The organism is Brevibacterium aurantiacum, from assembly GCF_007558825.1.
In the GTDB taxonomy this organism is placed as follows: domain Bacteria; phylum Actinomycetota; class Actinomycetes; order Actinomycetales; family Brevibacteriaceae; genus Brevibacterium; species Brevibacterium aurantiacum_A.
Window position 1 is genome coordinate 81,996 of record NZ_VLTK01000015.1, and the last position, 24,994, is coordinate 106,989.

At 60.8% G+C, this 24,994-nt stretch carries 37 protein-coding genes and 1 pseudogene; 16 read left to right on the plus strand and 22 right to left on the minus strand.

Going from position 1 to position 24,994, the window contains the following annotated elements:
• Positions 1–75 precede the first annotated feature (75 nt).
• The 18 genes from FO013_RS19450 to FO013_RS19525 all read right to left on the minus strand — a co-directional run bounded on the left by FO013_RS19450 (position 76) and on the right by FO013_RS19525 (position 8,638).
• The gene (locus FO013_RS19450; protein WP_143924215.1) at positions 76–489 is read right to left on the minus strand and encodes a hypothetical protein; all 414 of its coding nucleotides are present in this window, start codon (positions 487–489) and stop codon (positions 76–78) included.
• Positions 486–1,538 (minus strand): hypothetical protein, encoded by a 1,053-nt coding sequence (locus tag FO013_RS19455; RefSeq protein ID WP_143924216.1) that lies wholly within the window; start codon positions 1,536–1,538, stop codon positions 486–488. The genes FO013_RS19450 and FO013_RS19455 overlap by 4 nt, the downstream gene beginning before the upstream one ends.
• Before the next feature lie 3 nt (positions 1,539–1,541).
• Positions 1,542–1,733 carry a hypothetical protein gene (locus FO013_RS19460; RefSeq protein ID WP_143924217.1) on the minus strand — a complete coding sequence of 64 codons (192 nt, stop codon included), beginning with the start codon at positions 1,731–1,733 and terminating at the stop codon, positions 1,542–1,544.
• The gene (locus FO013_RS19465; protein WP_143924218.1) at positions 1,730–2,086 is read right to left on the minus strand and encodes a hypothetical protein; all 357 of its coding nucleotides are present in this window, start codon (positions 2,084–2,086) and stop codon (positions 1,730–1,732) included. The genes FO013_RS19460 and FO013_RS19465 overlap by 4 nt, the downstream gene beginning before the upstream one ends.
• The gene (locus tag FO013_RS19470; RefSeq protein WP_143924219.1) at positions 2,083–2,349 is read right to left on the minus strand and encodes a glutaredoxin domain-containing protein; all 267 of its coding nucleotides are present in this window, start codon (positions 2,347–2,349) and stop codon (positions 2,083–2,085) included. Before FO013_RS19470 ends, FO013_RS19465 begins: the two co-directional genes overlap by 4 nt.
• Positions 2,350–2,361: 12 nt before the next feature.
• Entirely contained in the window at positions 2,362–2,739 is a 378-nt protein-coding gene (locus FO013_RS19475; protein WP_143924220.1) for a RusA family crossover junction endodeoxyribonuclease, read from the minus strand.
• The gene (locus FO013_RS19480) at positions 2,736–4,184 is read right to left on the minus strand and encodes a DNA cytosine methyltransferase (RefSeq protein WP_143924221.1); all 1,449 of its coding nucleotides are present in this window, start codon (positions 4,182–4,184) and stop codon (positions 2,736–2,738) included. The genes FO013_RS19475 and FO013_RS19480 overlap by 4 nt, the downstream gene beginning before the upstream one ends.
• On the minus strand, positions 4,181–4,564 hold the full coding sequence (locus tag FO013_RS19485) for a WhiB family transcriptional regulator (protein WP_143924222.1): 384 nt from the start codon (positions 4,562–4,564) through the stop codon (positions 4,181–4,183). The genes FO013_RS19480 and FO013_RS19485 overlap by 4 nt, the downstream gene beginning before the upstream one ends.
• Positions 4,548–5,033 carry a single-stranded DNA-binding protein gene (locus FO013_RS19490; protein ID WP_143924223.1) on the minus strand — a complete coding sequence of 162 codons (486 nt, stop codon included), beginning with the start codon at positions 5,031–5,033 and terminating at the stop codon, positions 4,548–4,550. Before FO013_RS19490 ends, FO013_RS19485 begins: the two co-directional genes overlap by 17 nt.
• 2 nt (positions 5,034–5,035) lie before the next feature.
• A complete protein-coding gene (gene bet / locus FO013_RS19495; protein ID WP_186293220.1) occupies positions 5,036–5,944 on the minus strand; it encodes a phage recombination protein Bet in 909 nt (302 codons plus the stop codon).
• Positions 5,941–6,972: a YqaJ viral recombinase family nuclease gene (locus tag FO013_RS19500; RefSeq protein ID WP_186293221.1), complete on the minus strand. Its 1,032-nt coding sequence runs from the start codon at positions 6,970–6,972 to the stop codon at positions 5,941–5,943. Before FO013_RS19500 ends, bet begins: the two co-directional genes overlap by 4 nt.
• Entirely contained in the window at positions 6,969–7,160 is a 192-nt protein-coding gene (locus FO013_RS22510; protein ID WP_186293222.1) for a hypothetical protein, read from the minus strand. The genes FO013_RS19500 and FO013_RS22510 overlap by 4 nt, the downstream gene beginning before the upstream one ends.
• A complete protein-coding gene (locus FO013_RS19505; protein WP_143924226.1) occupies positions 7,160–7,372 on the minus strand; it encodes a hypothetical protein in 213 nt (70 codons plus the stop codon). The genes FO013_RS22510 and FO013_RS19505 overlap by 1 nt, the downstream gene beginning before the upstream one ends.
• Positions 7,369–7,587 (minus strand): hypothetical protein, encoded by a 219-nt coding sequence (locus FO013_RS19510; protein WP_143924227.1) that lies wholly within the window; start codon positions 7,585–7,587, stop codon positions 7,369–7,371. The genes FO013_RS19505 and FO013_RS19510 overlap by 4 nt, the downstream gene beginning before the upstream one ends.
• Positions 7,568–7,723, minus strand: coding sequence for a hypothetical protein (locus FO013_RS22515; protein WP_186293223.1), 156 nt, complete (start codon positions 7,721–7,723; stop codon positions 7,568–7,570). The genes FO013_RS19510 and FO013_RS22515 overlap by 20 nt, the downstream gene beginning before the upstream one ends.
• The gene (locus FO013_RS19515) at positions 7,720–7,926 is read right to left on the minus strand and encodes a hypothetical protein (RefSeq protein ID WP_143924228.1); all 207 of its coding nucleotides are present in this window, start codon (positions 7,924–7,926) and stop codon (positions 7,720–7,722) included. Before FO013_RS19515 ends, FO013_RS22515 begins: the two co-directional genes overlap by 4 nt.
• Positions 7,923–8,279, minus strand: a complete 357-nt coding sequence (locus FO013_RS19520) for a hypothetical protein (protein ID WP_143924229.1) — start codon at positions 8,277–8,279, stop codon at positions 7,923–7,925. Before FO013_RS19520 ends, FO013_RS19515 begins: the two co-directional genes overlap by 4 nt.
• 80 nt (positions 8,280–8,359) lie before the next feature.
• Complete coding sequence (locus FO013_RS19525) at positions 8,360–8,638, minus strand: hypothetical protein (protein ID WP_143924230.1); 279 nt, start codon at positions 8,636–8,638, stop codon at positions 8,360–8,362.
• Positions 8,639–8,813: 175 nt separating this feature from the next.
• On the opposite strand from FO013_RS19525, the gene FO013_RS19530 reads away from it, so the two are divergent.
• The 5 genes from FO013_RS19530 (at position 8,814) to FO013_RS23350 (ending at position 12,376) form a co-directional block, all read left to right on the plus strand.
• Positions 8,814–9,374, plus strand: coding sequence for a hypothetical protein (locus FO013_RS19530; RefSeq protein WP_143924231.1), 561 nt, complete (start codon positions 8,814–8,816; stop codon positions 9,372–9,374).
• Positions 9,371–10,168 (plus strand): DUF3800 domain-containing protein, encoded by a 798-nt coding sequence (locus FO013_RS19535; RefSeq protein ID WP_143924232.1) that lies wholly within the window; start codon positions 9,371–9,373, stop codon positions 10,166–10,168. Before FO013_RS19530 ends, FO013_RS19535 begins: the two co-directional genes overlap by 4 nt.
• Before the next feature lie 188 nt (positions 10,169–10,356).
• Positions 10,357–10,767 (plus strand): type 1 periplasmic-binding domain-containing protein, encoded by a 411-nt coding sequence (locus FO013_RS19540; RefSeq protein ID WP_143924233.1) that lies wholly within the window; start codon positions 10,357–10,359, stop codon positions 10,765–10,767.
• 3 nt (positions 10,768–10,770) lie between these two features.
• Positions 10,771–11,868, plus strand: coding sequence for a tyrosine-type recombinase/integrase (locus tag FO013_RS19545; protein ID WP_143924234.1), 1,098 nt, complete (start codon positions 10,771–10,773; stop codon positions 11,866–11,868).
• Positions 11,869–12,232: 364 nt separating this feature from the next.
• Positions 12,233–12,376 (plus strand): transposase, encoded by a 144-nt coding sequence (locus FO013_RS23350; protein WP_143924235.1) that lies wholly within the window; start codon positions 12,233–12,235, stop codon positions 12,374–12,376.
• A 331-nt stretch (positions 12,377–12,707) separates the two neighbouring features.
• On the opposite strand, the gene FO013_RS19560 is transcribed toward FO013_RS23350, so the two are convergent.
• The gene (locus tag FO013_RS19560) at positions 12,708–13,886 is read right to left on the minus strand and encodes an IS110 family RNA-guided transposase (protein ID WP_143924236.1); all 1,179 of its coding nucleotides are present in this window, start codon (positions 13,884–13,886) and stop codon (positions 12,708–12,710) included.
• A 461-nt stretch (positions 13,887–14,347) separates the two neighbouring features.
• Here FO013_RS19560 and FO013_RS19565 point away from each other — a divergent pair, with 461 nt between their 5' ends.
• The 11 genes and pseudogenes from FO013_RS19565 (at position 14,348) to FO013_RS19615 (ending at position 21,578) form a co-directional block, all read left to right on the plus strand.
• On the plus strand, positions 14,348–15,178 hold the full coding sequence (locus FO013_RS19565; protein WP_260848285.1) for an IS3 family transposase: 831 nt from the start codon (positions 14,348–14,350) through the stop codon (positions 15,176–15,178).
• 750 nt (positions 15,179–15,928) lie between these two features.
• Positions 15,929–16,087 (plus strand): annotated as a pseudogene (locus FO013_RS23355) (GlsB/YeaQ/YmgE family stress response membrane protein); the annotation flags it as partial.
• A 192-nt stretch (positions 16,088–16,279) separates the two neighbouring features.
• A complete protein-coding gene (locus FO013_RS19580) occupies positions 16,280–16,744 on the plus strand; it encodes an Asp23/Gls24 family envelope stress response protein (RefSeq protein ID WP_143924238.1) in 465 nt (154 codons plus the stop codon).
• A gap of 37 nt (positions 16,745–16,781) precedes the next feature.
• Entirely contained in the window at positions 16,782–16,964 is a 183-nt protein-coding gene (locus tag FO013_RS19585) for a hypothetical protein (RefSeq protein WP_143924239.1), read from the plus strand.
• 4 nt (positions 16,965–16,968) lie between these two features.
• Positions 16,969–17,334: an Asp23/Gls24 family envelope stress response protein gene (locus FO013_RS19590; RefSeq protein WP_143924240.1), complete on the plus strand. Its 366-nt coding sequence runs from the start codon at positions 16,969–16,971 to the stop codon at positions 17,332–17,334.
• Positions 17,331–17,900, plus strand: a complete 570-nt coding sequence (locus FO013_RS19595) for a DUF6286 domain-containing protein (RefSeq protein WP_143924241.1) — start codon at positions 17,331–17,333, stop codon at positions 17,898–17,900. Before FO013_RS19590 ends, FO013_RS19595 begins: the two co-directional genes overlap by 4 nt.
• Entirely contained in the window at positions 17,897–18,508 is a 612-nt protein-coding gene (locus FO013_RS19600) for an Asp23/Gls24 family envelope stress response protein (RefSeq protein ID WP_260848282.1), read from the plus strand. The genes FO013_RS19595 and FO013_RS19600 overlap by 4 nt, the downstream gene beginning before the upstream one ends.
• A 203-nt stretch (positions 18,509–18,711) precedes the next feature.
• Positions 18,712–19,839 carry a sensor histidine kinase gene (locus tag FO013_RS19605; RefSeq protein WP_143924242.1) on the plus strand — a complete coding sequence of 376 codons (1,128 nt, stop codon included), beginning with the start codon at positions 18,712–18,714 and terminating at the stop codon, positions 19,837–19,839.
• Positions 19,836–20,042 (plus strand): response regulator transcription factor, encoded by a 207-nt coding sequence (locus tag FO013_RS23185; RefSeq protein WP_313900598.1) that lies wholly within the window; start codon positions 19,836–19,838, stop codon positions 20,040–20,042. Before FO013_RS19605 ends, FO013_RS23185 begins: the two co-directional genes overlap by 4 nt.
• Positions 20,003–20,476: a LuxR C-terminal-related transcriptional regulator gene (locus FO013_RS19610; RefSeq protein ID WP_313900599.1), complete on the plus strand. Its 474-nt coding sequence runs from the start codon at positions 20,003–20,005 to the stop codon at positions 20,474–20,476. Before FO013_RS23185 ends, FO013_RS19610 begins: the two co-directional genes overlap by 40 nt.
• 166 nt (positions 20,477–20,642) lie before the next feature.
• Positions 20,643–21,578, plus strand: coding sequence for a DUF418 domain-containing protein (locus FO013_RS19615; protein WP_260848283.1), 936 nt, complete (start codon positions 20,643–20,645; stop codon positions 21,576–21,578).
• 122 nt (positions 21,579–21,700) lie between these two features.
• Here the strand turns inward: FO013_RS19615 and FO013_RS19620 are convergent, their stop codons facing one another.
• The 3 genes from FO013_RS19620 to FO013_RS19630 all read right to left on the minus strand — a co-directional run bounded on the left by FO013_RS19620 (position 21,701) and on the right by FO013_RS19630 (position 24,665).
• Positions 21,701–22,393, minus strand: a complete 693-nt coding sequence (locus FO013_RS19620) for a response regulator (RefSeq protein WP_143924244.1) — start codon at positions 22,391–22,393, stop codon at positions 21,701–21,703.
• On the minus strand, positions 22,390–23,601 hold the full coding sequence (locus FO013_RS19625; protein WP_186293224.1) for a sensor histidine kinase: 1,212 nt from the start codon (positions 23,599–23,601) through the stop codon (positions 22,390–22,392). Before FO013_RS19625 ends, FO013_RS19620 begins: the two co-directional genes overlap by 4 nt.
• Before the next feature lie 122 nt (positions 23,602–23,723).
• The gene (locus tag FO013_RS19630; RefSeq protein ID WP_260848284.1) at positions 23,724–24,665 is read right to left on the minus strand and encodes a CPBP family intramembrane glutamic endopeptidase; all 942 of its coding nucleotides are present in this window, start codon (positions 24,663–24,665) and stop codon (positions 23,724–23,726) included.
• Between the last annotated feature and the right edge of the window lie 329 nt (positions 24,666–24,994).

Below are 24,994 nucleotides of genomic sequence, written 5' to 3' on the forward strand. Positions count from 1 at the left end.
GTGTCGCCCATGACTCCACATGTGGTTCGAGGATGATTGCGGCGGGGACGAGCGCGGCGGTGATGATGAGCGGAATCATGCCGCGCCTCGCAGCGCCAGCAGTCCTCGCTTGTAGTCGACCCAGGGCGTTTCGCCTCGCTGGTAGTCCTCGTACTGCTCAGGAGTGAGCGCACCGGATGCGACGGCCTTAGTGAGTGCCTTGGTCGTGGCGAGCTCGGTGGCTGTGTCGGTCATGTCGGCGCGGTTGGGAACGATCGTCTCGACCTTCGCCAGGCGGGTCTTGCGTTCGGTGCGAATGATCCGCACGACGTGGGCGGGCACCAGGTACTCGGTAGATTCGTAGAAGTGTTTTTTCACCGCGTGCTTGGCCTCGGCGAGTGTGTAAGGGCCCAGGAGGTCGTACCAGGCAGCGGAGGTCTCCTCGTTGAAGCTTCGGTTGTCGTATGCCTTGATGAGGGCGAGGAGTTCGCCGGCTTCGCTGAGTCTCATAGCAGTTCTCCTTGGATGGCTTGGGTGTGCTGTTCTTCCATGCGGCGCAGGTTCTCGATGACGGCTCGGCTCTGGTCTCCGCGTTCATCTGCTCGGTTGCGGGCTTGTCCCCGCTCGGATGGTCGCTCCTGCTCCGCCTTGATGCGTGCGACGAGCTGCGGGAACTTCTCGCGGAGCTTCTTCGGAGACAGGATGTTCGCTTTCCAGAAGTTGTCGTGCTGGCACCAGCCGATGACGTAGCGGATCTGATCGGTCGTGTACTGGTCGCGGTCAATGAGGAGTCGCATGTCGTCGTGATTTCGTTTCGTGCGAGTTGGGATCTTGTTGCCGTTGGCTTCGATCTCGGCGTCGAGGAGGTCGAGAAGATCGTCAACATCGGGTCGTAGTCTCGGCTCGTCGTCCGTCGCTTGCGACTGTCGACAAGAAGATGTTTCTGGTGCTGGTGCTGTTGCTGGTGTAGGTGCTGGTTCTGGTTCTGTTGTGTGCAGATTTCGTTTATGCCCTTGGGTAGGGGTATCCGATGCCCCTTGGCATGCCCCTTCGGTAGGGGCTTGCGATAGGGCTTTGAAATCGTCCGCGATGACCCTTATCACGCCCTCGACGTAGTCCTTCGTCGACTGTCCGGTCTTCTCACTGACCCTGACCGAGAGCTTCGAAGTGTCGATTCGAATGAGCTCATCACGCAGCACAGCCTTCAAACTTTCAGACAGGACAGCCCGCACCGACGAGTCGATGCCCTTCATCGTCGTCGGAGACTTCCACGCCTCGTCTGAGCGGATATATGAGCGAACGAGGACTTCCTGCGTGCCGCGGTCGACGACGACGAATCTGGACGACTCAAGAGACGCGAGGCAGTCAGAGATTTGACCTTCGTCTTGGTCGGCGACTTGAAGGGACCAGCGTTTCTCCGCGAGGGTGACGACGCCACACATGGAGATGTCTGGTTGGGAGATGAGCTGGAAGTACAGTCGCTGGTCTGAGGCGCGAAGAGCCTTGAAGTCCCCGTTCGCCCAAATGCGGGTGAGGAGTTTCGCGTACTCACGTGCCATTGTTCAGGCCTCCTGTGGTCGTGGTGGTTCGAGCCCGAGCATGTCGCATAGTTCCGTATGTGCTTCTCTCGGTGCGTGCTGCTCGATGAGGCGCCTCGCGGCGGCCCGGTCGGTGTCAGTGATTCTCAGGGCTTCGAGTGAAATGGTGCCGAAGCTGACGGCCGCGGGGTTCGCGTACCCGATGCTGTTGGTCATGAGTCTTTCTCGATTCGCGCAGCCGTGGCCGTGAACGTCACGCAGTCGATCTCGCTGACCGGCTTCACGTCGACGCGCACCGTGCCTTCCACGGCTTCGTCTTGGTTGTCGTGCCACTCGGTGAGGTTGCACTGGGTGCTGTCGAAATAGCCGACGTGGATCTCGTTGCCCAGGCCCTCTGCGCCCTCCATGGTGGTATCGTGCACGGGGTTTCCTCCGAGGCGGCGATATCCCCAGATGGTTTCGCACTCGCATTCCCACGACGCATGACAGGGTGTTCCGTTCGGTGCCTTGCATTCGAATGTGCTGCTCTGCGGATACCGCATGTCGATGATGATGCTGTGGTCGCTCATGCCGCTACCTCCTGGGCGAATGCGTCGATGTACTTCTGCAGCAGGTCCGGCCTGAGTCCGGTCCAGTGTTCGACGTGCCCGTCGGGGAACACGGCGTACACGACGGGTGCTTGCTTGTAGCCAAGTTCACGAGTAACGAAGCGGTGTGCGTCGAGATCAGTACTCAGGTCGACGGGCGTGTAGATGATGCCGTCGCGTTCGAGGATGTGCTTCGTCATGCGGCACTGGGAGCAACTCGGCGAGGAATAGACGGTGATTGCCATGATGGGGTCTCCTTAGAATGGGACGTGCTGGTCGATGAACTTGAGGTGGATGCGGTACCGGTCTTTGATCGGCGCTTTGAGGCCGCGGCGGTAGTCCGGTCCGATGACGTGCCGGCTGTCGTCGTCGGGCCATGCACCAGCGTCTGTCAGGCCGTCGAGAGTAGCTTTGACCGCTAGCGATGCGTTCCCTGGATCTGCGCGCCCTCCGGTTCGGAATCCGATTTCAGCGACGACGAGCACAGGCGTTGGCAGGACGAGCTTCTGCTGCTTCGCGAGGAAGTGCGTGAGTTGTCGGATGTGTCGGGTGCGCTTCGCTTTGACGGCCCAGTGCAGCCGGTCGTTGTCGCTGATCCAATACGCCTTATGGATGTCGACGACGAGTTCGATCATGCCGCGACTCCAAGTGATTCTGCGCAGGCGGCCACGAGGTCGCGTGCGGCTGGCGGTGTGACGGCATTCCCGGCGAGGCGCACCTGGTCGCGCTTCGTGCCGAGCATCTGGTAATCGGCGGGGAATGCCATGGCGCGGGATATTTCGTTCGGGCTGAGCATCCGGAACGAACAGTCCTCGATGCTGGCCACTTCCCCGGTGAGGAGTGACTGGTGGCCGTGAGTGGTGATCGTGCGCACTGGTTCCTCGGTGGGCGTGGTCATCTCAGCCCCACCGGTGTTGTTCCGCATGACGAGTCCGTGGTGGTTGCCCGACGCAGTGACGGTCGACAGTGATTCCTTCGTCGAACGTGCGTCCGACGATCCGCCGCGGAGCTCGGCAATGAACGGTGTCAGTAGACCGGTCTCGTTGCGCGTCGTCTGAGTCCTGTACGGTTCTGCCACACTGCGGGCAGCTTTGCCGTCGCGGCCTTCGACGGGAACAAGGAGAGACGCATGTAGGCCACCGGCAACCATCGTCGGGGCGACGTCGCGAACGGACGTCGATCGGGTGGTGTCAGATCCGCTGACATTGTTCACGACCAGCGGTTCACGCTCTGCGCCTGACCAGTAACGGTCGATGCCAGCTTGAATCCGCTTCATCGTCTTCTCCGCGAGAGGGCGTGGTCGGTCACCAATGCGGGTGCCAGTGTCCGACCAGTCGATGATCGACGAGGCTGGCCTCCACTCCGGGACAACTTCACGTCCACGGCAGGAGGTGTGCGGGCAGCGGAATACGTACTGGCTCTTGTACCGTCCCCAGCGTTTCGTGTTCTTGAACATCTTGATCGCCTCGACACGTCCGTGCTCCGGACAGTGTGCGGGCGGGCACTGGATGCGGTGCAAGTCCGGCCGCCGATTACCCTTGCGCCAGAACACGGCGTAGAAACGATCCCGCGACTGTGGCGCTGCCTCACCTGAGGCCCAGGCGTGCATGCTGTTCATGTACACGACTTCGTGGGCGTAGCCGAGGGAGTCCATTGCCTCGAGCCATGCGCCGTAGGGCGCCCAGCGGGCGACGTCGACGACGTTTTCGACGATGACGATCGAGTATCGGTGTGCCTCCGTGAAGCGGGGTACGTCCCACATGGTTGCGCGTGATCGCTCTGCAGCCGCGTTCGGCATCTGGTTGAACAGGTCAGGGGCGATGTCGCGGGCCCCGCCCTTCGCGATCGAATGGTTTGTGCATTCAGGGGACGCCCAGAGAATGTCAGTCTTCGGGTAGTAGCGAGGGTCGATCTGCGACAGGTCGGCGCAGACGTGGCCCGTGTCGGGGTGGTTCGCCTCGTGGGTGTCGACGGCCAACTGCCAATGGTTGGACGCGACCCGGACTCGGACACCGGGGACTTGGGCAGCTCCTGTCGAGGACCCGCCCGCTCCACAGAATAGGTCTGTGAGTGTGATCATGCTGCTCGTCTTTCTCTTTGGTATTTCCGGTGGTACTTCAGCTCGTGGCTGGCCTGGTCGTCTTCGCAGTGCTTGGCACGGGTGATGATTGGTGACCCGCAGTCGGGGCAGATGCGGTGCGGTCGCAACTCGGAACGCTGCTCAGGGGTGAGTCCCCCGCGAACTCCGAAGCGCATATCGACTGGTGTGGTGGCTTCTTCGTCGAGTGCCGTGCGTGCACACATTGCGCGTAGTGGGCACTCCCAGCAGAGCGCAATCGCTTGAGCCACTTGGTCGCGGGCGGTGGCGAAGAACATCTCGTCCGCCACCACCGCCCCGATCTGAGCGCACACGGCACCCTCCCAGTCACCGCCGTAGCGTGACTCAGAAAGGTGGCTCATCGTTGCCGCCTGGGTTCTGTCCCCATCCGCTCGACTGCTGCCCCTGTGTCTGCTGGGACTGTTGCTGGTTGCCCCATGTGCCGGCCCGCTGGGACTGCTGTCCGCTGTTGAAGTTCCCGCCACCCTGCTGCTGGTCCCGCTTCGGGTACACGCGGAGACCGTCGCCGTTGACCTTCACCGACAGGGATTCTCCGTTCTGCCCGTCGTACTTCTCGACGCCAGTGATAGTGCCAGTCACGGTCACCTTGGATCCGCGCTCAGGGTTCAACGCCGATGCGAGGTCGGCGTGCTCGGCCCAAAAGCTCACGTCGTATGCCGTGGTGGATAGCTGCTCCCAGCCGCCGTTGCCATCAGGCTTCGACCGACCAGCGAGGACTCGAATATTTGCGACACGCTTGCCGCTGTTCGTGGTATTGAAACGCGGATCGGATGCGATCACGCCGGGAATGTTCACTGTTGCGTCTGCCATGGTTATGCTGCTCCCTGCTCGTTGTGGATTTCGCCCTGCTCGTCGATGAGGACACCCTCGACAACTTCTGTTTCGTTCTGGGGCTGGTTCTGTGCCGCCGTGAGCGCGGTTCCTGCTGACGTGAAAGCGGCCTTGAGATCGTCGGTGAGTTCCCCTGCGTCAGCGCATGCCTTCCACAGGTCGCGGATGTTCTGCGCGGTTGCGCACTGGTCAAGCTCGGCCAGCCAGTCACGGCCGGACGGTTCCGCCTTGGGCTCCGGTGCGGACTGCACCCGCTGGTGCTGCTGAGTCGTGCGAGGACGCTGGACCTGAGACTGCACAACCTGCGAGTTGTCGGCCTGTTGCATCTCGTCTGCCGTGTACAGCCCGGAGAGGTCCTGCGGGAACGCTTTACGCAACGCCAGAGCCTCCGCGCATTTCGCGATCATGTGTGCCCCTTGCGTGGACCACATGCTGTTGAGGTTCCCGTCGCGCTTCTTGCCTGCATATGAGTCGAACAGTGCAATTGCGTCGAACTCCTGGCCACCGCGGATCACAATGACCTTCGCCGCGGCCGGCGGTTCCTTCTCGAGCCACACGTCCCGCCATTGACCGTCGCGGCCACACCAGAGCGTCGGACGGTAGCCGAAGTCCTCTTTGGTGCGGTCGATGGTTCGGCGGGCGATCAAACGGAAGCCATCGATACCGGTCTGAATGGTCTGTTTGCCCTGGCGTTCGATCATGTAGATCTGCTTCGCGAAAGGGTCGAGCCCGGTGCGCTGGGACTGGTGGAAGAACACCGCGAGGTCCTCGTCGGATGCGCGTTGCACGCCGAGCTGGGCGAGGACTGCACGCTGGTTCGGGGTCCAGAATGTCTGATCGGAACCGAGCGCGAGCTCGGAGCCGCCGCTGTGAGTGATGTCGTTGCTCATGCTGCTGCCTTTTCTGTGATGAGGGTGAACCGACGGGTCGGCTCCCCCTGTGTTGTGAATTCCTGTTTGATGTCGTCGAGTGCCTTCTTCGAGGGCTCGATACCTCGGTCGGCGCAGATCTTCTCGAGGACTGCGACCTGGTTGAACGTGCGACGACCGGCCACATTGCTCCATTTGGCGACCGGGCGGCCGTCGAGAGTGAGGAACTCTTTGTCGCCGATCGCAGCCTTGAGTTTCTTCTCGGCGTCGGCCTTCCGGTCCTTGATGTCGGCCTCGATTGACTTGACCTCTGTGAGAACTCCGATCGCTTCCTCCACGTCAGGATCGAGAATCTCGACAGCCGATTCCGGGTCAACGACCTGCGGGTAACGGTCGGATAGTTCCCCTGCCGTCGCCGTGTCCAGCTCGACAGGCGGTGGAGTGTTCGTCTCGACGTATTGCCAGAATTCCCGCGACTTCTCGAACAGTGACTGCGCCCATTCGACGTTGTATTCGAGTTCGAGGATGATGGGCTTCCGGTCGACGAGGGCGATGATGTAGCCCTTGTGGCGGCCGGTGACGAACATGTACCAGAGCAGCTGGACGGCATGTGATTCCGGGATGATGCCGGCGAGGTAGTTCTTCCCGTTGTCGGTGAAGTTGCTCGTCGTCTTGATCTCCAAAATCCCGCCATCAGCTGTGAGCCGGTCAGGATTGGCCAGGGCCCAGCGGTTGGCCTTCTCTTGGTACGTTCCGCACTGCCTGGTCGCGATACTGGTGTCGGCAGTGAAGCGACGAGAGAGCATGTCTTCGGACTCTTGGCCAAACCAGAAGATGTCACGGTCTTCATCGACGGGCGGTTCTGGGTCCGTCTTTGACTGCCATATGGTGTACGGATTGGTGCCGACGTATCGTGATCCACCGGCAACGACTGCGACGTCTGACCCACCGAGTCCGATCGTGCGAGTGTTAAGCCAGTCCTGGTGGTCTGCGTCGGCTCGGAGGATGAGCCTCGCGTTCGGGACGCGGTAGTCGGGTTTCGTGGTCATGATTCTTTTCTCGATTCTTTGAGTGCGGACCCGGCACCGACGGAGAGGATGATGAGTCCAATGACGGATAGCCCGTTCACGGTGAGCGTGAGCCCGAGTGAGTAGATGTAGATTGCGGATCCGAGCGCGGCCAGTGGGGTCCAGAGGAACCAGCATCGGCGTTGACGGTGGATGAGGTTGCGAGACATTAAGCTGCTCCCCGGTCGAGAGGGAAGGCTGCGCCGACGTCTCGGTGGTGCGACTGCTCGAGAACTGCGTCCTCGATGTCGTTGAGAAATTGCTCCCCAGCACCGTCGGCGAGGACTGCGATGACCTGCTTGCCCTTGATGGTGGTGAACTCGACGTGGAGTTCCCCGTTGATGTGGTTCACGGTCGCGGTCTTGGCGTTGAAGTGCATCATGCTGCGACCCCGTTCGTCTCGTGGCGGTCGAGCCAGGCGTCGACCGCAGCCTGGCGTGTGCCGCGAGCTCGAGGCCGCCATGAAGTGCCAACCTCGATCCATGCGGGGATCCGGTCGCCACCGTCTCCGCGGTCAAGGGCCCGGTCTGCTTGGAGCTGGTCGACGCTGATGCCGATCTGATCAGCGACTTCCTTATCAGTGAGTAGTGCGGCCATAGTCGTGTCCTTTCTGTGAGTTGCGGTGTTGGTCGCGTTCGAGCTCGTACTGAGCCCAACCGACGGCGGTGATCGTTCCGAGGGCGACGGCGGCCATGACGGTCACGGCTGTGGCGACGATGACTACCTCGGTCATGGGTGGACTCTCGCTTCCGTGAGTGCCCCATTGACGCGGGATTCCAAGGTGCGCTGGTGGAGCTCGTCGAGGTGCTTCTCGTGCTCGGTGCACTCGTCAGGGCACTGGTTGCACCATGTGAGGTGGTCTGTGATGACCGACTGAACTGTCTGCCCCTCACTGATAGGGATGCAGCCTCCGCAGTCGAATGCGACGACGTTCATGCGGCCGCCCTCCCTTGCGCGGTGGCCCGCCAAATCAGATTTCGATTCGAGTGACGCGACGGTCGGGTCGGCTTCACAATCCCGATCGGTTCGATCAGACCTTTGCGTGATGCAGCCCCGATGATGGCGGGCAGGAGGTTCGGGCGTTTGAACATGGCCCGTGCCACGAGGTCATTGCCTTCGAGCTCGGCTCGAATGTCATCGGCGGAGAAGTGCTGGCCGCTCTCGATGAGCCAGCCGATTGTGTCGCGGATGATCTTCCCGGCGTTCGCTTCGACCGCGTCATTTGCGGTGACGATGGTCTGCCCGGTGTCGCGGAGGTCGTCTCCGGTTGGGCTGATATCCTGGTTCATGTGATTGGTCCTTTCTGGATCGTTGACCCTCGGTGTTGCCGCACCGGGGGTCTTTTCTTTGTCCTGGTTCATGTCGGCTCCTATGCCGCGTTGATTGATCGAGCATCTAGCACATCGGGTAAAAAACACACTTCCCTCGGGATCCCCCACGCCGCTTCGATCTTGCGAGCGGTCGCCAGATTCACCTGAGTCTTTGGGATGCGGCGACCATCTTTGGTGGTCTCGAACCCCTTGCGCAGCGACTGGATAAGCGTGTGCGACAGACGGGTTCGCATTGCGACTCGACGCTCAGATCCGTGCTCTCGAACTTCCTCCGCCAGGTACTGATTGAAGATCCGTCGGTTGACTTTGTATTTCATGTTCACCTCCTTGTCGATAGATCTAGCGTATAGCGCTTTCCAGGGCATGGCAAGTCCCAGATTGAAGAATGTGTATATACAGCTTGGTATCAACGAATTACAGCGTTGTAGTTCCGTGCCAGGACTGGCAAGGGTAAGTTTGTATATACAGACCACCTGCATGAAAGTGATCCTTGTGAGCGAGCTATCCGATCGTCTAGCAGCAGCGAAGAACAAGCTCGGCATCTCCACACGGAAGATGTCCGAGCTCGCACAAGCCAACGGCTACCGGTTGTCGAACTATTCGGCCACCGTGTACACCAACGGCTCGCATCCAGCTACTGCGGATCCGGCGACTCTCGAAGCATTAGCATTCGTCCTACGATTGCCGTCGAATGAGGTTCGTCGGTTGGCCGGAATCGCCCCTGACCTGGGGGAGTTCGAGCCAGACGAATCAGCAAACTTGCTCACGCGTTCTCAGCGATCGGCTGTGAATGAGATCATCCGCCAACTGGCGGTTGCAAACACGAAGGCAGGTGAGGGAAATGCAGACAGTCCCACCCCCGTAAATAGCGACAACAAGCCACTTGTAGTAGATGAAAACGACTCGGCCAGCGACAACGTGTATTCGCTCGTCCCTCCCCCGCCGGCAAGTGACACAGCTGCGTACCGTGCTCCCAACCGGGGCAAGAAGCAAAAGGACAAGCAGGACGAGGATGCCGAGGAGTCGCAGGATCCGGGGGACGACGAGGAGTGAGCTCGCAGAATGTGATGCACGTCTTCATCGACGAGTCTGGGCAGAGATCCCCGTCTGCTAAATCCAGCGACTATTTCATCATGTCGGCGGTGCTGGTCATGGAGACGCGACTAGACCATGCACGAGAGCATCTTGCGGAACTCAAGAAGCTCACAAACAGAAAGCCGGATCACCTGCTTCACTGGAAGAAGCTAAGTCCAGACCACAGGTCAGTGATTTCACGCCAGCTAGGGTCTTACATCGATCTCGGATACATCTCAGTCGTGGCATGTAAACGTGTACTGGCCAATCAAGCTCAGGCGACTGTCGACGTCAATGGTGAGAGCATAACTTTCCCGATGTTTCCTCCGCTGTCGGAGGACGAGGCGTATCTCAAGACGTACCAGTACCTGCTCGAGCGAATTTCGTGGGTCGCTGAACTAGCAAATGCCAGCGTAGATATTTCGATCGAGCACACGATTCGCTTCAAGGCGAAGACTCTCCGTGAATTCGAGCGTCAGATCAAACAGGATGCATCATGCTCGGCCAAGTGGGACCAATTGCCGCACGGGGCCAAGCTCAGATCAAAGAAAGATGAGGACCTGCTGCAGTTGGCTGACGTTGTGGCCAGTGGAATCGGTGCGGCGTTCAATGGCCACCCGAAAAATGGAACCGATGCCACTCATGTTCGCGCCATGGCCCCGCGAATATGGAAGGGCCCGTATGGAACACCGAAAATGACAACATACGGTCTCAAGATGCACCCGTGGAATGACGCAACTAAGCGCCTCCATCCGTGGCTTTTGAGCATATAACGAAGCGATCGCCTTACGCTGCATGTACAGGTGCTGGGTTGAACCCCCGGCAGGCGATCGCTCCGTAGCCTCAGTGTCACACAATGAGACATTGGGAAACAAGGAGAAACACTGAACTATGCGGAACTTCACGCAACTATCGGCAACCACGTCCGTCGTGTCAGCCCCTCCCTCTATCGTCGTGAACTATGCACCATCCATGGAGAGAACTACGTGAGCGCGGGGACGGCGTTGTCCTGCACCGCACCAAGTTCAACGACACACGCATAGCCGCCACAAACGGCAACAACGCCATCTGGCTCGATATCGACCTACTGCAGGTCGAGAGACGCTGCGCAGTCCAGCACGAACAAGCACACATCGACCTCGGGCACACGAACTGTGACGACCCGAAAGAAGAGCAAGCAGCGCGTCGACTGACTGCCCGAAAACTCATCGACTGGGACACTCTCGTCGACATCTTCAAGTGGGCCCACACAGCTCACGAGGCGGCCGACGAGCTCAACGTCATACCAGAGGTGCTCGAAGACCGACTACGGTTCCTGCACCCACACGAGAAGGTGCTGCTCCGACTGATCGGGCAAGCACGGAACGGATAGGCAATGGCGACGATCGAGCCCTACGAAACCAAGAAGGGCCGACGGTACAGGGTTCGGTACACGAAGCCGGATCGTAAACCCACCGACCGCCGCGGCTTCAGAACGAAGAGAGAAGCACAGGTCTTCCTCAACACCGTCGAGGTCTCGAAGCTCGAGGGCAACTACGTCGACCCCACCAAGGGGAAAATCACCGTCGGAGAACTCGGCGCACATTGGTTGAAGACCGTGAGCGTGAAGCCCTCCTCAAAGATCGTCTACGAGACCGCTCTAAGGGTTCACATCTACCCGGAGTTCGGCGCCCTCGCCGTCAATCGCGTACATCGGTCCCAAGTTCGCAATTGGGTGTCTGCCCTGTCGGAGAAGCGGAAGGCTCGCACGGTCCGCCGCGCCCACTATGTTCTCCAAGCGGTCATGCAGCTGGCAGTCGACGACCACCTCATCTCCAGGAACCCTGCTAGCGGAATCAAGAACCTTCCCACACTGTCCCATCGCAAGAACGTGTACCTCACCTACGAGCAAGTCGAGAAGGTGGCACAGGCCGCCGATGAGCACCACCTGCGGCAACAGCGCGGCCGGTACGGATTCGTCATCTACGTTGCCGCGTACATGGGTTTGCGGTGGAACGAGATCGCGACACTCACGCCCGACGATGTTGACCTCAAATCTCGCCGAGTGAAGGTCCGTGCCGAAGTATCGAAGAACGGTCGGGAACGGTCCGTAGGATATCCGAAGTTCATGCACGACCAGTTCCGTGCGCTCACGCTCAAGGCTGAGCCGGACGGACTCCTGATCCCAGACCTCGCCGAGCCTAAGAATCAAGAGTCGTGGTTCCTGTCCGTGAGGAAGAAGGCCGGACTGGCTGAGGGCTTCGTCTTCCACGATCTGCGACATTCGGCGGCATCATTCGCGGTGTCTGCCGGCGCGAGCGTGAAGGTCGTACAGAACATGCTCGGGCACTCCTCCGCAGCCATGACCTTGGACGTATACAGCGATCTATTCGACACGGATGTGGACGATGTGGCCGAGAGAATGGACCGGGCTCGGAAACAAATTATGGGCAAAACGTGGGCAGAGAACGATTCCGCTGCTGACGGGGAGTGAATACAGGAAAGCGGCCCACCCAAGCATTTCTGCCTGAACGGGACGCTGACCTGGTGTTTCAGAAGTCCCAGTTCCTGCTCTCTCAGGATGCCCAGGCCTCGTCCCGCCTGGTGAGAGACGAGAAATCCTGCAGCCACTCCAGCTCCAATAGCCGGTCGTGCCATCTACGTGCCACTCGCGATCGGCGGCGCTCTCGCCGACCAGATCGTTGCCATCGCACAATATAAGTTTACCGCCAGCACATCGAACGCTCAATGTGAACGACAGCGAGTACAGGCACGGCTCACTAGCATGTGTCCTGTAAGTGTTCAGGTCAGCGGCGTGGCTGCTATTCAGCAGCCCCGGGATCTATTCGCCTTGGGGCATGATCGTTCGGGGAGAACTCACGGACACCGCCTGGGAACGCATCAGGCCCCTGTTACCGATCAACGGCAAGGGCCGCCGATGGTGTGATCACCGACAGGTGATCAACGGAACCCTGTGGAAGCTAAGCACCGGCACGCCCTGACGCGACATACCCGACCGGTACGGGCCGTGGAAGACCTGCCACGAACGATTACGGATCTGGACCTTGGACGGCACCTGGGCGAAGATCCTCGAAGAAGCCGTCGTCAAAGACGATGCGATCGGTGACGTCGAGTGGGTGCTCTCCGTGGACTCGACGTCGGTGCGGGCACACCACCACGCAGCTGGTGCCCGGAAAAGGGGAGTGCCCCTATGTTTTAAGTCAAGGGGTAACACTCAGTTTCTTCAAGAATGTTCGCCCGGGGTCCAAGGGCAGGGATGATCGGTCCGGGAACTGCCTCCCGGACTGATCAGGCACTTCGCTCCAGGACGGTTCAGGCAGCAGTGGCCTCCTCGGACGCGTGGAAGTAGGCACCATCACGCAGCATCGCGTAGAGGACGTTGCAGCGCCTTCTGGCTAATGCGATCAACGCTTGGTTGTGCTTCTTATGTTCGGCACGTTTCTTGTCGTAATACGCCCTCGACAACGGGTCCTTCAACGCAGCAAACGCCGACAAAAACAGTGCACGTTTGAGGATCTTGTTGCCCCGACGGGACGAGTGATCGCCGCGGATCGACGTTCCTGACCGCCATGTCACCGGTGCCAGCCCGGCATAGGATGCGAGGTGTCCGGCTGACTCGAAGTCCTTACCGACCACTTCGGTCAGAATTCGTGCTGCGGTCCTGACGCCGACTGCCGGCATCGACGTCAGGAGCCCGAAAAGCGGATGCGCCTCAACCAGCTCCTCGATGCGGGCGAGCACGTCATCGCGTGACGTTCGTGTCTGCGCCAGCGACGTCGCCAACTGGGGCAGGACGAGTCCGGCAGCGTCGGTACCCGACACCACCACGGTTTGCCCCTCGAGGGCTGTGAAGATCGCCGCGGCCCACCGCTTCCACGCCCTCGGTGCCTGCTTACGCAGCAGAGTCTCGACACGACGTTTCCCGGCACGCTTGAGCGCTTTCGGCGTCGGGTACTTCGCCAGCAGGGCCAGAATGGCCGGGTGGTCCAAGTGTGGACCGATGACGGTCTCTAGACCGGGGTGGATCTGAGTGAGTAGCCCGCGGATCCGGTTCGACGTCGCGGTGGCTTGTTTGGCGAGGTCATCGTCGTACCCACACAGCATCGACAACTCCGCGACATTCTCATCCGCCACCCGGATACCGCGCAGTGTCTGCGGCATGGTCCGGGCCGCATCAGCGATGATCGCGGCATCTCTGGCATCAGTCTTGGCTTCACCGGGGTGTAGGTCGGCGATGCGGCGCATCGCCAACCCGGGCAGATAGGCGACCGCGACCGGCAGTGCCCCGATCGTGGCCGGTTGGTCGACGACAACCAGCAGTGTTCCGTGCTTGGCCAGCCGGCCAAGCAAAGCCCGGAGTTTCGTTTCGTTCTGCGGCAGTACCTTTGACAACAGTTGTTTTCCGTCGCGGTCTAGGGCGACGGCGTGGTGGTTGTGTTTGCCGACATCGATGCCGATGAATACGTCGATGTCAGCGTGGTTGGTGATCATGTCATTCATCTTCTTCGACTCAGGTGACCGAATATTTTGGTTGTGGTTCGGCTGGCCGGTAGTGCGGTGGTGGCTCCTGGGCTCGGCATCCACGTTACGGTCGGGCTCAAGGCATGGGTTCTGCCAGTGGTTCTGGCCCCTATCAGCGATTTCCCTGGCGCCTGCGAACCCCGGTGACTACACCCCCCGGATCATGATGACTGGGGGCATCAATCATGCCGGGGTCCTCAGGCCAGCGACCCCTTTCCATCCTGACGGATGTTGGGGCTACTTAAAAGGTAACGGGGCTGCACTGGTCCGGTCGAGGCCCTCGCTATGGCTGGAGAATGCCTCGGTCGACCCCGCGGAGGGCAGACCTCGAAGATCCACCTGGCCGTCGACGGGCAAGACTGGGTTGAACATGAATCGCCCCGGGGATAATAGAGGCAGGGAGATTGGAAGAAGGAGATTCTCTCTTGGCAGTGAAATACACCGACGAACTCAAGGCTCGTGCCGTCGAGCTCGTCATCCACGCCCAGGCCGATCCCGACACCGCGAATGGTGCGATCACCCGTGTCGCCGGCGAACTCGGTCTGAGCAAAGAGATCCTGCGGGTCTGGGTGCGTAAGCACAAGGATTCCGGCAAAGCCACACCGGCTGAGTCCGTGGATTTGGAAGCGGAGAACCGTCGGCTCCGGGCTGAGTTGGCTGAAGCGAAGCGGGCCAACGAGATTCTGAAGAGAGAGTCGGCTTTCTTCGCGGCGGAGCTCGACCGCCCATCGAAGAGGGGGGCACCTCCCGCTTGCGGGGAAATCGTCGCCTTCATCGACGACAATCGTCACGAGTTCGGAGTCGAGCCAATCGTGCGCGCCTTGCAAGGGACAGCTGCGCGGATTGCTGTGAGCTCGTATTACGCGTTCACGAAGCGTCAACCATCAGCCAGGGCCCGTCGGGACCAGGCGCTGATGGTGGTGATCCAGGACGTCTATGAGGCGACCTATTCCTGTTACGGGGTGCGGAAGTTGTGGAAGGCGATCAACCGTGAATACGCCGATGAGTTCGGGCCGGTGGCCCGCTGCACGGTGGAACGGTTGATGCGTCAGTTAGGCATCGATGGGGTCCGTCGGAAGCAGAAGCGTCCGAAGACGGCCTCAGCTCGTGCTGAGGAGTGTCCGGATGATCTCGTCGAACGCGAGTTCGCAGCACCGGCCCCGAATTGTTTGTGGGTCGCGGACATCGTGCGCCACAAGGCGCTGTTAAACCGAGTGGAGGTGAGAGACCACCACCATCCGATTGCCGCAGCAGTCGGATGAAGTTGAGGGCAGCCTGATCCCCGGGACGGGGGTGAGGGCGGGAAGCAGCCCTGACAACGCCGAGACGGTCCCAGTACTGCCAGATGGTCCGGGTTCGGCTAACACGACGGAGAGGTATACGAACAGGAACCAGTGTCCGAACGCTCCTCAAGCCAGCCCACCGACTCGAAATCTGGTGGATCAGGGTCGGGTTGCATCGCAGACCTTGACTGGTGTGCCAGTCGAGGGAACTCCGGGGCCGGAGAATGTCGTCGGTCTGGGAGGCCATAGTGAAAGCCTGCGGCCAAGCTATGGCGAGGATGCAGGAGCATAGCTGGGTACCGATCCCGTCAAACGGTTCAGCAGTGAACGTGGGAACCCCGCCACCGGTCCCTGCCTGCCACGGATTCCACACGTGGCCGACAGGGAAGGTCCGTCGCCGACTGATGCCGGAGGTGTGGGGGCGGAGAGTTCGTAGTAGTCCGAGGCTGGGAAAGCTGGCGACATGGCGAAGGGACTCAGTGTCAATCCCGCAATGGAAGTAGGGATGAAAAGGAGTGACACCGGTGAACACGGGTGTGTCGGGGCCAGTCGATATCACATCGGCATGGCATCGGGTACTTACGATCCAGACGAAATTGCACCAATGGGCGCGCGCCGATGAGGGGCGTGTCTTCGATGATGTGTTCAACCTTGTCCACGATCCGGCCTTCCTAGTAGCAGGGTGGGATCGAGTGCGGGGCAACAAGGGCGGTCGAACTGCTGGAGTCGATGGGATCGCGCCCCGATCTGTCAAGTCCCGGGTTGAAAGGCGGTGGCTGGATCGCCACACTCGTTCTCGGTGTCATCGGTGCGCTGGTCGGCGGATGGATCGGCGGCGCAATCTTCGGTGCGGAGATGGATAAGTTCTTCTCGCTCTCCACCTGGCTGTGAGCAATCGGTGGTTCGCTGATTGTCCTCGTCGTGTGGGGACTCATTACCGGCCGTTCGAAGAGTACATCCGCCTGATCATGATTGGGAGTACCAGTAGAAAGCGCTGGGAGGCCCATTCGATTGCGTGAGGATCGAGCGGTTCTTGCATCTGGATAAGTGTTAGACCCCTCAGAGAGAAAAGGAAATGCAATGCCTGAAGCTCAGCAGTCAACCGCCACCGAGCAAAAGACTAACGATTCTGTACGCAGCCCCTTAGTGACCGATATGGGCAACACCACCATCGCCGAGAACGTCGTCGCCAAGCTCACAGGCATCACCGCACGTGAGGTCCCCGGCGTCTACGGAATGGGCAATGCCGCACGCCGCGCCTTCGATACTCTCACCGACCGCATCCCCGGCTCGCAGACCAACGTCTCCGGCGGCGTGTCCGTGGAGAAGGGTGAGAAGCAGACCGCCATCGACCTGACCATCGTCGTCGAATACGGAACCTCGATCGTCGATGTCGCCGAGGCGATCCGCCGCAACGTCGTGCGCGCTGTCGAGCAGGGCACCGGACTCCAGGTCGTCGAGGTCAACATCGACGTCACCGACGTCCACCTGCCCGAAGAGGACGACGAAGAGGCTCCGGCCAAGGATTCGCCGGAACTCAACTGACCCTCATCCGCTGCACCACCTCGGCAGAAGGAATGCCATGTCGAAAACTCTCATCGGACTCCTCGTCGGCCTGACGCTGGGAATCGTCGCCTACTTCGGAGGATTCCTCGCGTTCCTCGTCGTCGCGATCTGCGGCGGGCTCGGCCTGGTCGTCGGCCTCGTGCTCGACGGTCGCCTCGACCTCGCCGCTCTCAGTTCCCGTTCGACCACTCGGAGGTAGGGCCGTGTCGTCACCTGGCACCCTGACGATCGCGGACAAGGTCGTCGAGAAGACCGCCTCGCAGATCCTCAAGGGCCTGCCCGGAGTCGGCGGCACGACGTCCGGATTCCTCGGCATCGGTGCGAACTCGAGCCTGGAGAACCGACCGTCCGTGGACGTGACTCTCTCCGGTCGCAGCTGCACCCTCGCGGTGCAGCTGGGCCTGAGCTATCCGTCCTCCATCACCGAGGCGACCGAGACCGTGCGCGAACGCCTGAGCACCGAGGTCGAGCACCTCACCGGCGTCACCGTCCGTCAGGTTGATATCGCCGTCCGGTGGCTCAAACCCGAATCCGCCTCAGGCGGCCGTGGAGCAAGGAGTCTGGCATGAGCACACGTCTTCTGCGCACCCGACCGGCCCGCGTGGTCCCGGCGGTCATCCTCGCGATCGTGCTGCTGCTCCTGGCAGTGGCACTCGGGTGGATCGGTGTGGCGGCGATCGTCGCCACCGGCACCGTCGATGCCGCGATGACTTCGGGCTACCCCGGCCTCGAATCGCTCGGCATCCTGCATTGGGGTGCGGCCGCGGTCATCGGCGTCGGCGTGGTCCTGGCAGTGCTCGGACTCGTCTTCGTCATCGCAGGCATCTCCCCCGGTGCCCGCCGCCTCAGCGACTATCGGGCGGAGTCTGCCGAACACATCGGACGCTTCGAGGTGGCACTGCCCACCTCGGCGCTGTCGAACCTCGCGGCTGCCGCTGCGGATTCGGTCGACGGCGTGTCCAGTGTCCGTGCGGCATCGAATGCGAACTCGACGATCGTCACGTTCTCCGCGCCGGTCCGCGACAATGCCCCGATCCGTGACGAGGTCGAGGCCGCGGTCAGGCAGCGATTCGATTCCATCTCCTTCGTCCGCACCCCGGTGGTCAAGGTCAACGCACTCAGGAGGCAGGCATGAGACGAATGGCAGCAGGTGCCAACCGCACCGGCCTGATCCTCATCGGACTGCTGTTGACCCTCGGTGGGCTGGCCATCCTCGCGATCGGCTTCGGCCTCGCCGAGGCGGTCGTCCCCGGGCTCGGCGCTCAGTCCGATCTGCAGCCGGTGGCCGGAGTCTTCGCCCTCCCGTTCTCGGCGCTGCTTGCGCTGGTCGCGGCCATCATCCTCGCAGTCATCGGACTGCGCTGGCTGGCCGCCCAGATCCCCCGCAAGGACGCCGCGAAACCCCTGCGACTGCAACGCGATGCCCGCACCGGCGTGACCACGGTGACGGCGAACGTCATCGCCGAGGCGGTCGCCGAGGATCTCGAAGCCACCCCCGAGGTCGTCGACGCCGAGGCGATTCTGCGCGGCAGTGCGAAACAGCCCGAACTCGTCCTCCACGTCGATGTCGACGAGCGCGCCGACATCGATGCCGTGGTCACCGACATCGCGCAGCGCGTCACCCGCAACTGCGCCGAGGCACTCGGCTCACCGCTGGCCACCGTGGCAGTCGAGGTCGGAATCGCCCGGACGAAGCAGCGCCGACAGCGCAGCGTGCCACTGGAGCAGAAGGAACGGTGTTAGGACCAACACTAAATCTATGGGGATACGACCCTATCAGCGGTGGTCGAGGCCGCAGATGCTGGGGATTCTTGATTTGCCGAAGATCGAATCCCACTATGCAGAGAGACACTTCTTAAGCGAAGAAACCTGGCTCCTCGAATCGAGTTTCCGTCCATCATGTTTACCAGTCGCTGATCTTAGGTGCCCGACTAAACTGGAGATCAATGAGACGATTCTTCGCGTGGCTGTGGGTGGTTCCCGTGCCACTGGCCCTGGCTCTTGACGTACTCACCGGCGCCGGATGGCCACTGTCGACAGCCAGTTGCCTAGCGGCCGCCACCGCAATGCCCGTCCTCATCCGCGTCCAGCGATCACCTGACCGGACGTCTGAACTTCTCCTCGCTACCTTCGGCCAACTCCTCGCGCTCGGCGTCGTCGCGTTGGTTCCGACTATGAGCACAACCACACTGTGGTTGAGTCTCGTGGTCATCGTAATGCTTACGAGACTCGCTTCTGGCCGTCTCGACATCCTCGCAATCGTCATCCTCGCGGCGACCACCATCGCCTGTCCACTTCTCATGCCTGACGGGCTGACTTTTGGGTTCGCGGCAACGACCGTCGTCGTCGCCGCCGTCGCGATCGGGGTGATGCTACGCTCAATGGACCGCTCCCTGTTGGAACGGCAGGCCACCGCCGCTGAGGCGGAAAGACGTCGCATCGCCACCGACCTCCACGATCTCATAGCCCACGAAGTAACCGGAATTGTCGTCCTTGCCCAAGCCGCTAGCCGAAGCGATAATTCGCCGCTTACCGCGACTGTGTTGCAAAAGATCGAGGATTCTGGAAGCCGTGCGCTCACAGAGATCCGACACATCGTCTCCGACACCCGTACAGAATCGGCTACCCGCGTCCCGGTTGCCTCCGGCTCGCAGGCACTGCGGGACCGAGTCACTGCTTTCGGGGACCGCGCGACCATCGATATCGTTGACCTCGCCGACTCAGCCACCGATATCGATGAGCGCGTCTGGCCGGTACTCGACCGCGTGCTCGTCGAGTCGCTCACCAACGTCCGCCGCCACGCCGGCCCCGACGCCGCGGTGAGCGTTCGTCTCGAACGGTGTGACTCACAGCCGGAGACGCTGACGATGACGGTGACGAATTGTCCGGGTTCCGGTGGTATCGGAGCTGGAAGTGGAACAGGACTGAGTAGTCTGCGAACCCGTGTGAGCCGCCTAGGAGGGAGCACCGACGTGGGGCCTGACCTTAAAGGAGGGTGGAGCGTGCGCACCTGCCTGCCGGCAGCTGTACAACCGGCAGCACCCGCATGCGACCAGTCGGAGAAGGAGCGATGATCACCGTAGCCGTGGTAGATGACCAAGAGATGGTGCGGATGGGCTTCTCTCTCATTCTCGACTCCGAAGACGGCATCTCCGTCATCGGTCAGGCTGCCGATGGTGTCGAGGCGATCGAACTCGCGGGCCGGGAGAAGCCGACGTCACCCTTCTCGATATCCGCATGCCCCGCCTCGACGGTCTTGCCGCCCTGCCGTACCTGACCGAGCATTCGAAGGTCATCATGGTTACGACCTTCGACGATGATGACTACGTCGATGCGGCGCTGGGCGGAGGGGCCAGCGGTTTCCTGCTCAAGGACGCAGGTGCTGGCCTTCTCATCGCCGGGGTCAAGGCTGCTGCGAACGGCGATGCCCTCATCTCGCCGTCTCTCACCCTCGACCTGTTGAGCAGGCGGGTTGCAGCATCGAACGCAGACACCCACATCCTCGACCGGCTAAGCAAGCGGGAACACGAAGTCGCGAAGCTCGTCGCCAGTGGCCAGACCAATCAAGAGATCAGCGAGACGCTGTTCATCTCGCTCAGCACAGTGAAGACACACCTCGGCAGCATTCGGGCGCGTGTCGAAGCCCGCAATCGCGTCGAGATCGCCGCAGCAATGTGGGAGTCGGGTGTGATGAATCGGCCGAAAGGCTGACCTCGCCCAGGAAAGATCGGCTGCGGAGCCGATGTCCCGAGCACACGCGGCGACGGGGGTGGAAGTCATGACAACCGCGCATTCATCCGTCGATAGTCCGACAGACCCTCGCTCCCGAATCGTCGCCCTCGACGTCGTTCGCGGATTCGCCCTCGGTGGGATAGTCGTGGTCAACCTGCCGCCGCTCTTCCACCTCGGCGTCAGCGACGGTGTAATAGGCTTCTACCGGTTTTACGAGGACTTTATCCAGAACCGCTTCTTCCCGATCTTTTCTTTTCTCTTCGGCATTGGCTTCGGCCTGATGTGGCTGAGCGCATCTGATCGCAGCCCTCGACCCCGCCTGGCGTTGTTCCGCCGCTTCGCGTTTCTCGCAGCTATCGGCGGTCTCCACCAATTTCTACACCTCGGCGAAGCACTCCTGCCCTACGCGATAGTCGGCACCGTAGTCCTTCTGCCCTCGACGTGGATCCCCCGTCGCTGGCTAGACATCATCACCTGGGTCCTCGGCGCTGCCCTTCTGGTCGCCGCGATCGCGTCCGGCGGTGGACTGACGGAGGTTCTAGGGCTGTTTCTCCTTGGCTTCTCCACCGGTCACAGTGGCCTGATCCGCCGCGCCCTCGATCGCCCCGGAAACCTCGTGCTACTCGCCTCGCTGACCGCGATGATCACTGTGACAGGCTTCCTCGTCACCGACTATGAGACCCACCAGATGCACCAGTGGGTCAACGCGGGCTTGGGTATCACGATGGATTTCACCTACCTTGCCGCCCTTGTCATCTTAATGCGTACTCTGGCCGAAGCGGTCCTGCGTTCTGTGCTCTCTCCGCTGGGTCGGATGGCTCTGAGTATCTATGTCGGCGCGACAATCATCATCGTCGCCATCCATGTGATTGTGCCGGACCTCAGCCGATTCGATACGCACGGCGGTTACCTCGCGGGCCTCATTATCTCGATGACAATGCTGGCCCTGCAGGTGGTTGTATCGACCGTGTGGCTGAGGTTCTTCGACCAAGGGCCACTGGAGAGCCGGTGGCGCATGTCACCTGTGCCGCACTTGGCAACAAGAGGGTTGACGATTTCACGCCGTGGGGTCTCTTCCTAATAGGCCGCAATGACGGACCCATGGTTCGGGCATGTCGGAATCCGTGGACCACCTGTCCCAGAAATTCGCGACGTGGAGATTGGCAGGAAGGTGAGAGGAACTCACTCTGGGTGGGTACCTGCTTAGGACCGAAGATGCTCGTTCGGGCCCCGACCATCCGTGATGATTACATCGTTCTGGTAGGCCCATACCACCGCCTGAAGGCGCGATTTCACCCCGAGTTTGGGCAGCAGGCGGGCGAGATGCGATTTGACGGTGGCGAGCTCGACGACCAGAGAGTCCGCAATCTGGCTGTTCGTCATTCCTTCGGCCAGTAGCATAAGAATGTCGCATTCTCGAGAGGTGAGGGCATCGAGTGCTCGTTGCGTGGTCACAGGCTGCAGGCGCGTTCGGTGAACGTATTCACTGATGATCCGCTGTGTTAGAGCCCGGTCGAGTGTACCGAAACCTTCGGCTACATGCCGTATAGCGCGCAGTATCTCCTCGGGTTCGGAGTCCTTGAGGAGGAATCCTGAGACTCCGTTCTCAAGGGCGCGGAAGATGTAGTCGTCGAGGTCGAACGTTGTGAGGATGAGCACCGGAATGTGTGGAGCGACGCCGGGGCCGCAGAGAGCAGCGGCTACCTCGATACCGTTCTTGCCCGGCATTCGGATGTCCAGACATGCCACATCGGGTCGCAACTCGGACGCGAGTTCGAGTGCTTCCGAACCGGTTGCTGCCGTTGCCACGACGTCGATGTCTGCCTCGGAGGAGAGCAGGGCGGTGAGTCCGGCTCGGGCTAGTGGCTGGTCATCGGCCACGATGACACGGATCATCGGCCATCCTCGCGTTTAGTGTCGGGTTTATTGCCATAGGGATTGTTGCCTTTGCTGTCGTCTTCACGGGGAAGAATCATCGTTGATGACCATCCTCCCTCGGGGGTGGGACCGGTGTCGAATGAGCCACCGATTAGGATTGCCCGTTCGCGCATTCCGAGGATGCCCAACCCACTGTTCACAGAGTCTGCCTTGGCTGCGCTCTCTGCGGGACTATTGCTCACACTCACTTCGACCGTCGTTGTGTCTCTATCGTCGATGAGAACTTGGCAGTGCGCCCCGGGGGCATGCTTCAGGGCATTCGTCAGGGTTTCCTGAACCATGCGGTATGCCGCGAGGTGCCCGAGTGGGCCTACACCGTGTCCGAGAGGACGGTTTGGTGCGAAACGGATGTCGAGGTTCACGGACGAGCCGGCAGCTCGTACGGAGCCGACGAGTTCTCTGATAGTCGACAGTGTTTTGATCTGGCCGTCGTCTTCCCCAATGCGGAGAAGGCCGACGAGACGTCGAAGGTCCTGCAAGATCAGTTTGCTCTGTCGCCGTACATGGAGCGCCCCATCACGGGCGGCAGCGGGATCAGACTCGACTTGTCGTGCGATCGCTGCGGCCATGAGCGATATCCCCGAGAGATGATGTGCGGCGATGTCATGGAGTTCGCGGGCCATTGCGGTGCGTTCAAGGGCTACAGCCTCTCCGATCTGGGCGTCACGTTCCCGGGTGAGTGCCCGCACTTCTGCGTTTTGTGCTAAGAGCGTCGCACGCTGAGACGCGAGGACTGCGGCCGGCAAGAACGCCATCGCGACGACGACGATTGCTTGAGCGAAAGCCTCGAAGATAGCCGCTGTAACATCCGGGTGCCCTGTGCGGAAGCTGTTGATGAACTGGCCAATCGCGACCAATGGAACTGCAAGGAGGACCTGCCTGCCGGTGTGGAGGACCGAACCGTGCGCAGCGACGAGAAACACGGTGACAACGACCGGGACCACAGTGACAGTGAAGAGCCCATTGGGTTCGATGAAGGCCAGAGAGATGGGAAGAGCTGCAATGATGAGCAGAGAAGCGATCGGGGCACGTGGCTTGAGCAGAAGTGCAAGAGACTGTAGGAGCAGGGCGCAGGCGGTAGCGGTGACTGCGCTGGTGGGGAGGGGTGATTCGTGCAGCGAGGGATCACTTGAGATGATAGACGCTACGGCGATCAACGTAACCAACGAAACAATGGCAGTTCCCGCTACTATCACGAAGGAACGCCCCCCAAATCGCCCCTTTGATTCCATGTCTTGATGGTAGTCATTGTTTCGGCTGCGGCGGCGGAACTTAGCGCGTGACATCATCAGGAGCTCGGAGAGATTGCGGGGTCCTGATTGGGGTGTCCAAGGCGCCCACGGGTGGTCGCAACGATGATCACGGCGGCGATAGACGAGCCGAGAGCCATGGCGATCCAAATGAGCTCCCCGTCGGCATCGAGTAATGGGAAGAGTTCTGACCACATCAGTGAGGCAAACGTATTGGCGCTGACGTGCATCATCATTGAAAGTGGCAGGCTCTGACCGGTGCGGTTGAAGACCCAGGACATGACGATGTTGAACGCGAAGCAGAAGATGAGGAAGGCGGCTGGGCGCACCCAGGTGGCGTCTGGGTAGCCGCCCCACTCTGTGAGGAACAGCGGTAGGTGCCAGATCCCCCATAAGGGCCCGAGGATGCACGCTGCATTCAGGGGAGAGAACCGGCATTGGAGGCGAGGCAGGGCAAAGTCACGCCAGCCAGGTTCTTCGGCCAGACCGGTGGTCACCATTTGGAAAAGGAACATCGGAACGAATGCAAGCAATGCTGTTACCGATGGCGCGGCAATATGGCCTTGAGAGAAGACTAGGCCCGTGAGCACCATTCCCGCGGGGACCGCGAGAACTGAGATCACGTACCAGCGAAGGGGAGTCTTCCACCGCCATAGACGACCCAACCACGATTTCAGCCCTGCCCGACCATCGATGAGAGCGGTAAGCAGAAACGCCGAGGTGATCGGTCCCAGATAGGCTCCAGGAAGCACACCCAGCAATTGGCCGGATCCAAGTATTGCAGGGACCCTGAAATCCAGAATCCCCAAACCGTCGTGAGACAGAATATAAGGCGCCCAGGCTAGCCAGCTGAGAAGATTCGCGAGGACGAAGAAGCTGATTAGTGGGTACTCGCGCAAGGTCGTTTCGAGCCTGGGGAAATGCATGGGGCTTGCGTTGGGTTTCGGTTCGGGCGTCGTTGTGCTCTTTGCAGATTTCATACCTCAAAGTTACGAATCCTCGGGCGGTCGGCTCTAGGGCTGAAGGATCGAATCTGTTCAGTGCATACTAAAGGTGCAAGGAAGTGCGCTATCAGAATCGCGCTACAGTCCGCGCGGCATAGTGGCAGGTGTTGTATGCGATGTTGCGCGACGGCGCCTAGATCCGCTCACCCCGAGGCGGCGACTGTTACCTGAATCGTTCTGGAGCGAGCTGCTTGATCAGGCTGGGAGAAGGGTGCCGAACAGACCTTCCCTGCTATCCGAGTTCGGGTGAATATCCTCGAGGAAACTAGGGCATGTCTCCTTTATTCGAGGTCTTCGGACTGGCA

What these genes read in the sequence shown, in the direction of transcription:
- FO013_RS19515 (WP_143924228.1), bottom strand. Translation starts at nt 7,926, where the DNA reads ATGAACGTCGTCGCATTCGACTGCGGAGGCTGCATCCCTATCAGTGAG.
- FO013_RS22510 (WP_186293222.1), bottom strand. Translation starts at nt 7,160, where the DNA reads ATGTCTCGCAACCTCATCCACCGTCAACGCCGATGCTGGTTCCTCTGG.
- FO013_RS19500 (WP_186293221.1), bottom strand. Translation starts at nt 6,972, where the DNA reads ATGACCACGAAACCCGACTACCGCGTCCCGAACGCGAGGCTCATCCTC.
- FO013_RS19490 (WP_143924223.1), bottom strand. Translation starts at nt 5,033, where the DNA reads ATGGCAGACGCAACAGTGAACATTCCCGGCGTGATCGCATCCGATCCG.
- FO013_RS19560 (WP_143924236.1), bottom strand. Translation starts at nt 13,886, where the DNA reads ATGATCACCAACCACGCTGACATCGACGTATTCATCGGCATCGATGTC.
- FO013_RS19480 (WP_143924221.1), bottom strand. Translation starts at nt 4,184, where the DNA reads ATGATCACACTCACAGACCTATTCTGTGGAGCGGGCGGGTCCTCGACA.
- bet (WP_186293220.1), bottom strand. Translation starts at nt 5,944, where the DNA reads ATGAGCAACGACATCACTCACAGCGGCGGCTCCGAGCTCGCGCTCGGT.
- FO013_RS19540 (WP_143924233.1), top strand. Translation starts at nt 10,357, where the DNA reads ATGCACCATCCATGGAGAGAACTACGTGAGCGCGGGGACGGCGTTGTC.
- FO013_RS19620 (WP_143924244.1), bottom strand. Translation starts at nt 22,393, where the DNA reads ATGATCCGTGTCATCGTGGCCGATGACCAGCCACTAGCCCGAGCCGGA.
- FO013_RS19475 (WP_143924220.1), bottom strand. Translation starts at nt 2,739, where the DNA reads ATGATCGAACTCGTCGTCGACATCCATAAGGCGTATTGGATCAGCGAC.
- FO013_RS19525 (WP_143924230.1), bottom strand. Translation starts at nt 8,638, where the DNA reads ATGAAATACAAAGTCAACCGACGGATCTTCAATCAGTACCTGGCGGAG.
- FO013_RS19520 (WP_143924229.1), bottom strand. Translation starts at nt 8,279, where the DNA reads ATGAACCAGGATATCAGCCCAACCGGAGACGACCTCCGCGACACCGGG.
- FO013_RS19455 (WP_143924216.1), bottom strand. Translation starts at nt 1,538, where the DNA reads ATGGCACGTGAGTACGCGAAACTCCTCACCCGCATTTGGGCGAACGGG.
- FO013_RS19595 (WP_143924241.1), top strand. Translation starts at nt 17,331, where the DNA reads ATGAGCACACGTCTTCTGCGCACCCGACCGGCCCGCGTGGTCCCGGCG.
- FO013_RS19510 (WP_143924227.1), bottom strand. Translation starts at nt 7,587, where the DNA reads ATGGCCGCACTACTCACTGATAAGGAAGTCGCTGATCAGATCGGCATC.
- FO013_RS19580 (WP_143924238.1), top strand. Translation starts at nt 16,280, where the DNA reads ATGCCTGAAGCTCAGCAGTCAACCGCCACCGAGCAAAAGACTAACGAT.
- FO013_RS19465 (WP_143924218.1), bottom strand. Translation starts at nt 2,086, where the DNA reads ATGAGCGACCACAGCATCATCATCGACATGCGGTATCCGCAGAGCAGC.
- FO013_RS19585 (WP_143924239.1), top strand. Translation starts at nt 16,782, where the DNA reads ATGTCGAAAACTCTCATCGGACTCCTCGTCGGCCTGACGCTGGGAATC.
- FO013_RS19605 (WP_143924242.1), top strand. Translation starts at nt 18,712, where the DNA reads ATGAGACGATTCTTCGCGTGGCTGTGGGTGGTTCCCGTGCCACTGGCC.
- FO013_RS19485 (WP_143924222.1), bottom strand. Translation starts at nt 4,564, where the DNA reads ATGAGCCACCTTTCTGAGTCACGCTACGGCGGTGACTGGGAGGGTGCC.
- FO013_RS19545 (WP_143924234.1), top strand. Translation starts at nt 10,771, where the DNA reads ATGGCGACGATCGAGCCCTACGAAACCAAGAAGGGCCGACGGTACAGG.
- FO013_RS19460 (WP_143924217.1), bottom strand. Translation starts at nt 1,733, where the DNA reads ATGACCAACAGCATCGGGTACGCGAACCCCGCGGCCGTCAGCTTCGGC.
- FO013_RS19470 (WP_143924219.1), bottom strand. Translation starts at nt 2,349, where the DNA reads ATGGCAATCACCGTCTATTCCTCGCCGAGTTGCTCCCAGTGCCGCATG.
- FO013_RS23185 (WP_313900598.1), top strand. Translation starts at nt 19,836, where the DNA reads ATGATCACCGTAGCCGTGGTAGATGACCAAGAGATGGTGCGGATGGGC.
- FO013_RS22515 (WP_186293223.1), bottom strand. Translation starts at nt 7,723, where the DNA reads ATGACCGAGGTAGTCATCGTCGCCACAGCCGTGACCGTCATGGCCGCC.
- FO013_RS23350 (WP_143924235.1), top strand. Translation starts at nt 12,233, where the DNA reads ATGATCGTTCGGGGAGAACTCACGGACACCGCCTGGGAACGCATCAGG.
- FO013_RS19505 (WP_143924226.1), bottom strand. Translation starts at nt 7,372, where the DNA reads ATGATGCACTTCAACGCCAAGACCGCGACCGTGAACCACATCAACGGG.
- FO013_RS19610 (WP_313900599.1), top strand. Translation starts at nt 20,003, where the DNA reads ATGCCCCGCCTCGACGGTCTTGCCGCCCTGCCGTACCTGACCGAGCAT.
- FO013_RS19600 (WP_260848282.1), top strand. Translation starts at nt 17,897, where the DNA reads ATGAGACGAATGGCAGCAGGTGCCAACCGCACCGGCCTGATCCTCATC.
- FO013_RS19630 (WP_260848284.1), bottom strand. Translation starts at nt 24,665, where the DNA reads ATGAAATCTGCAAAGAGCACAACGACGCCCGAACCGAAACCCAACGCA.
- FO013_RS19450 (WP_143924215.1), bottom strand. Translation starts at nt 489, where the DNA reads ATGAGACTCAGCGAAGCCGGCGAACTCCTCGCCCTCATCAAGGCATAC.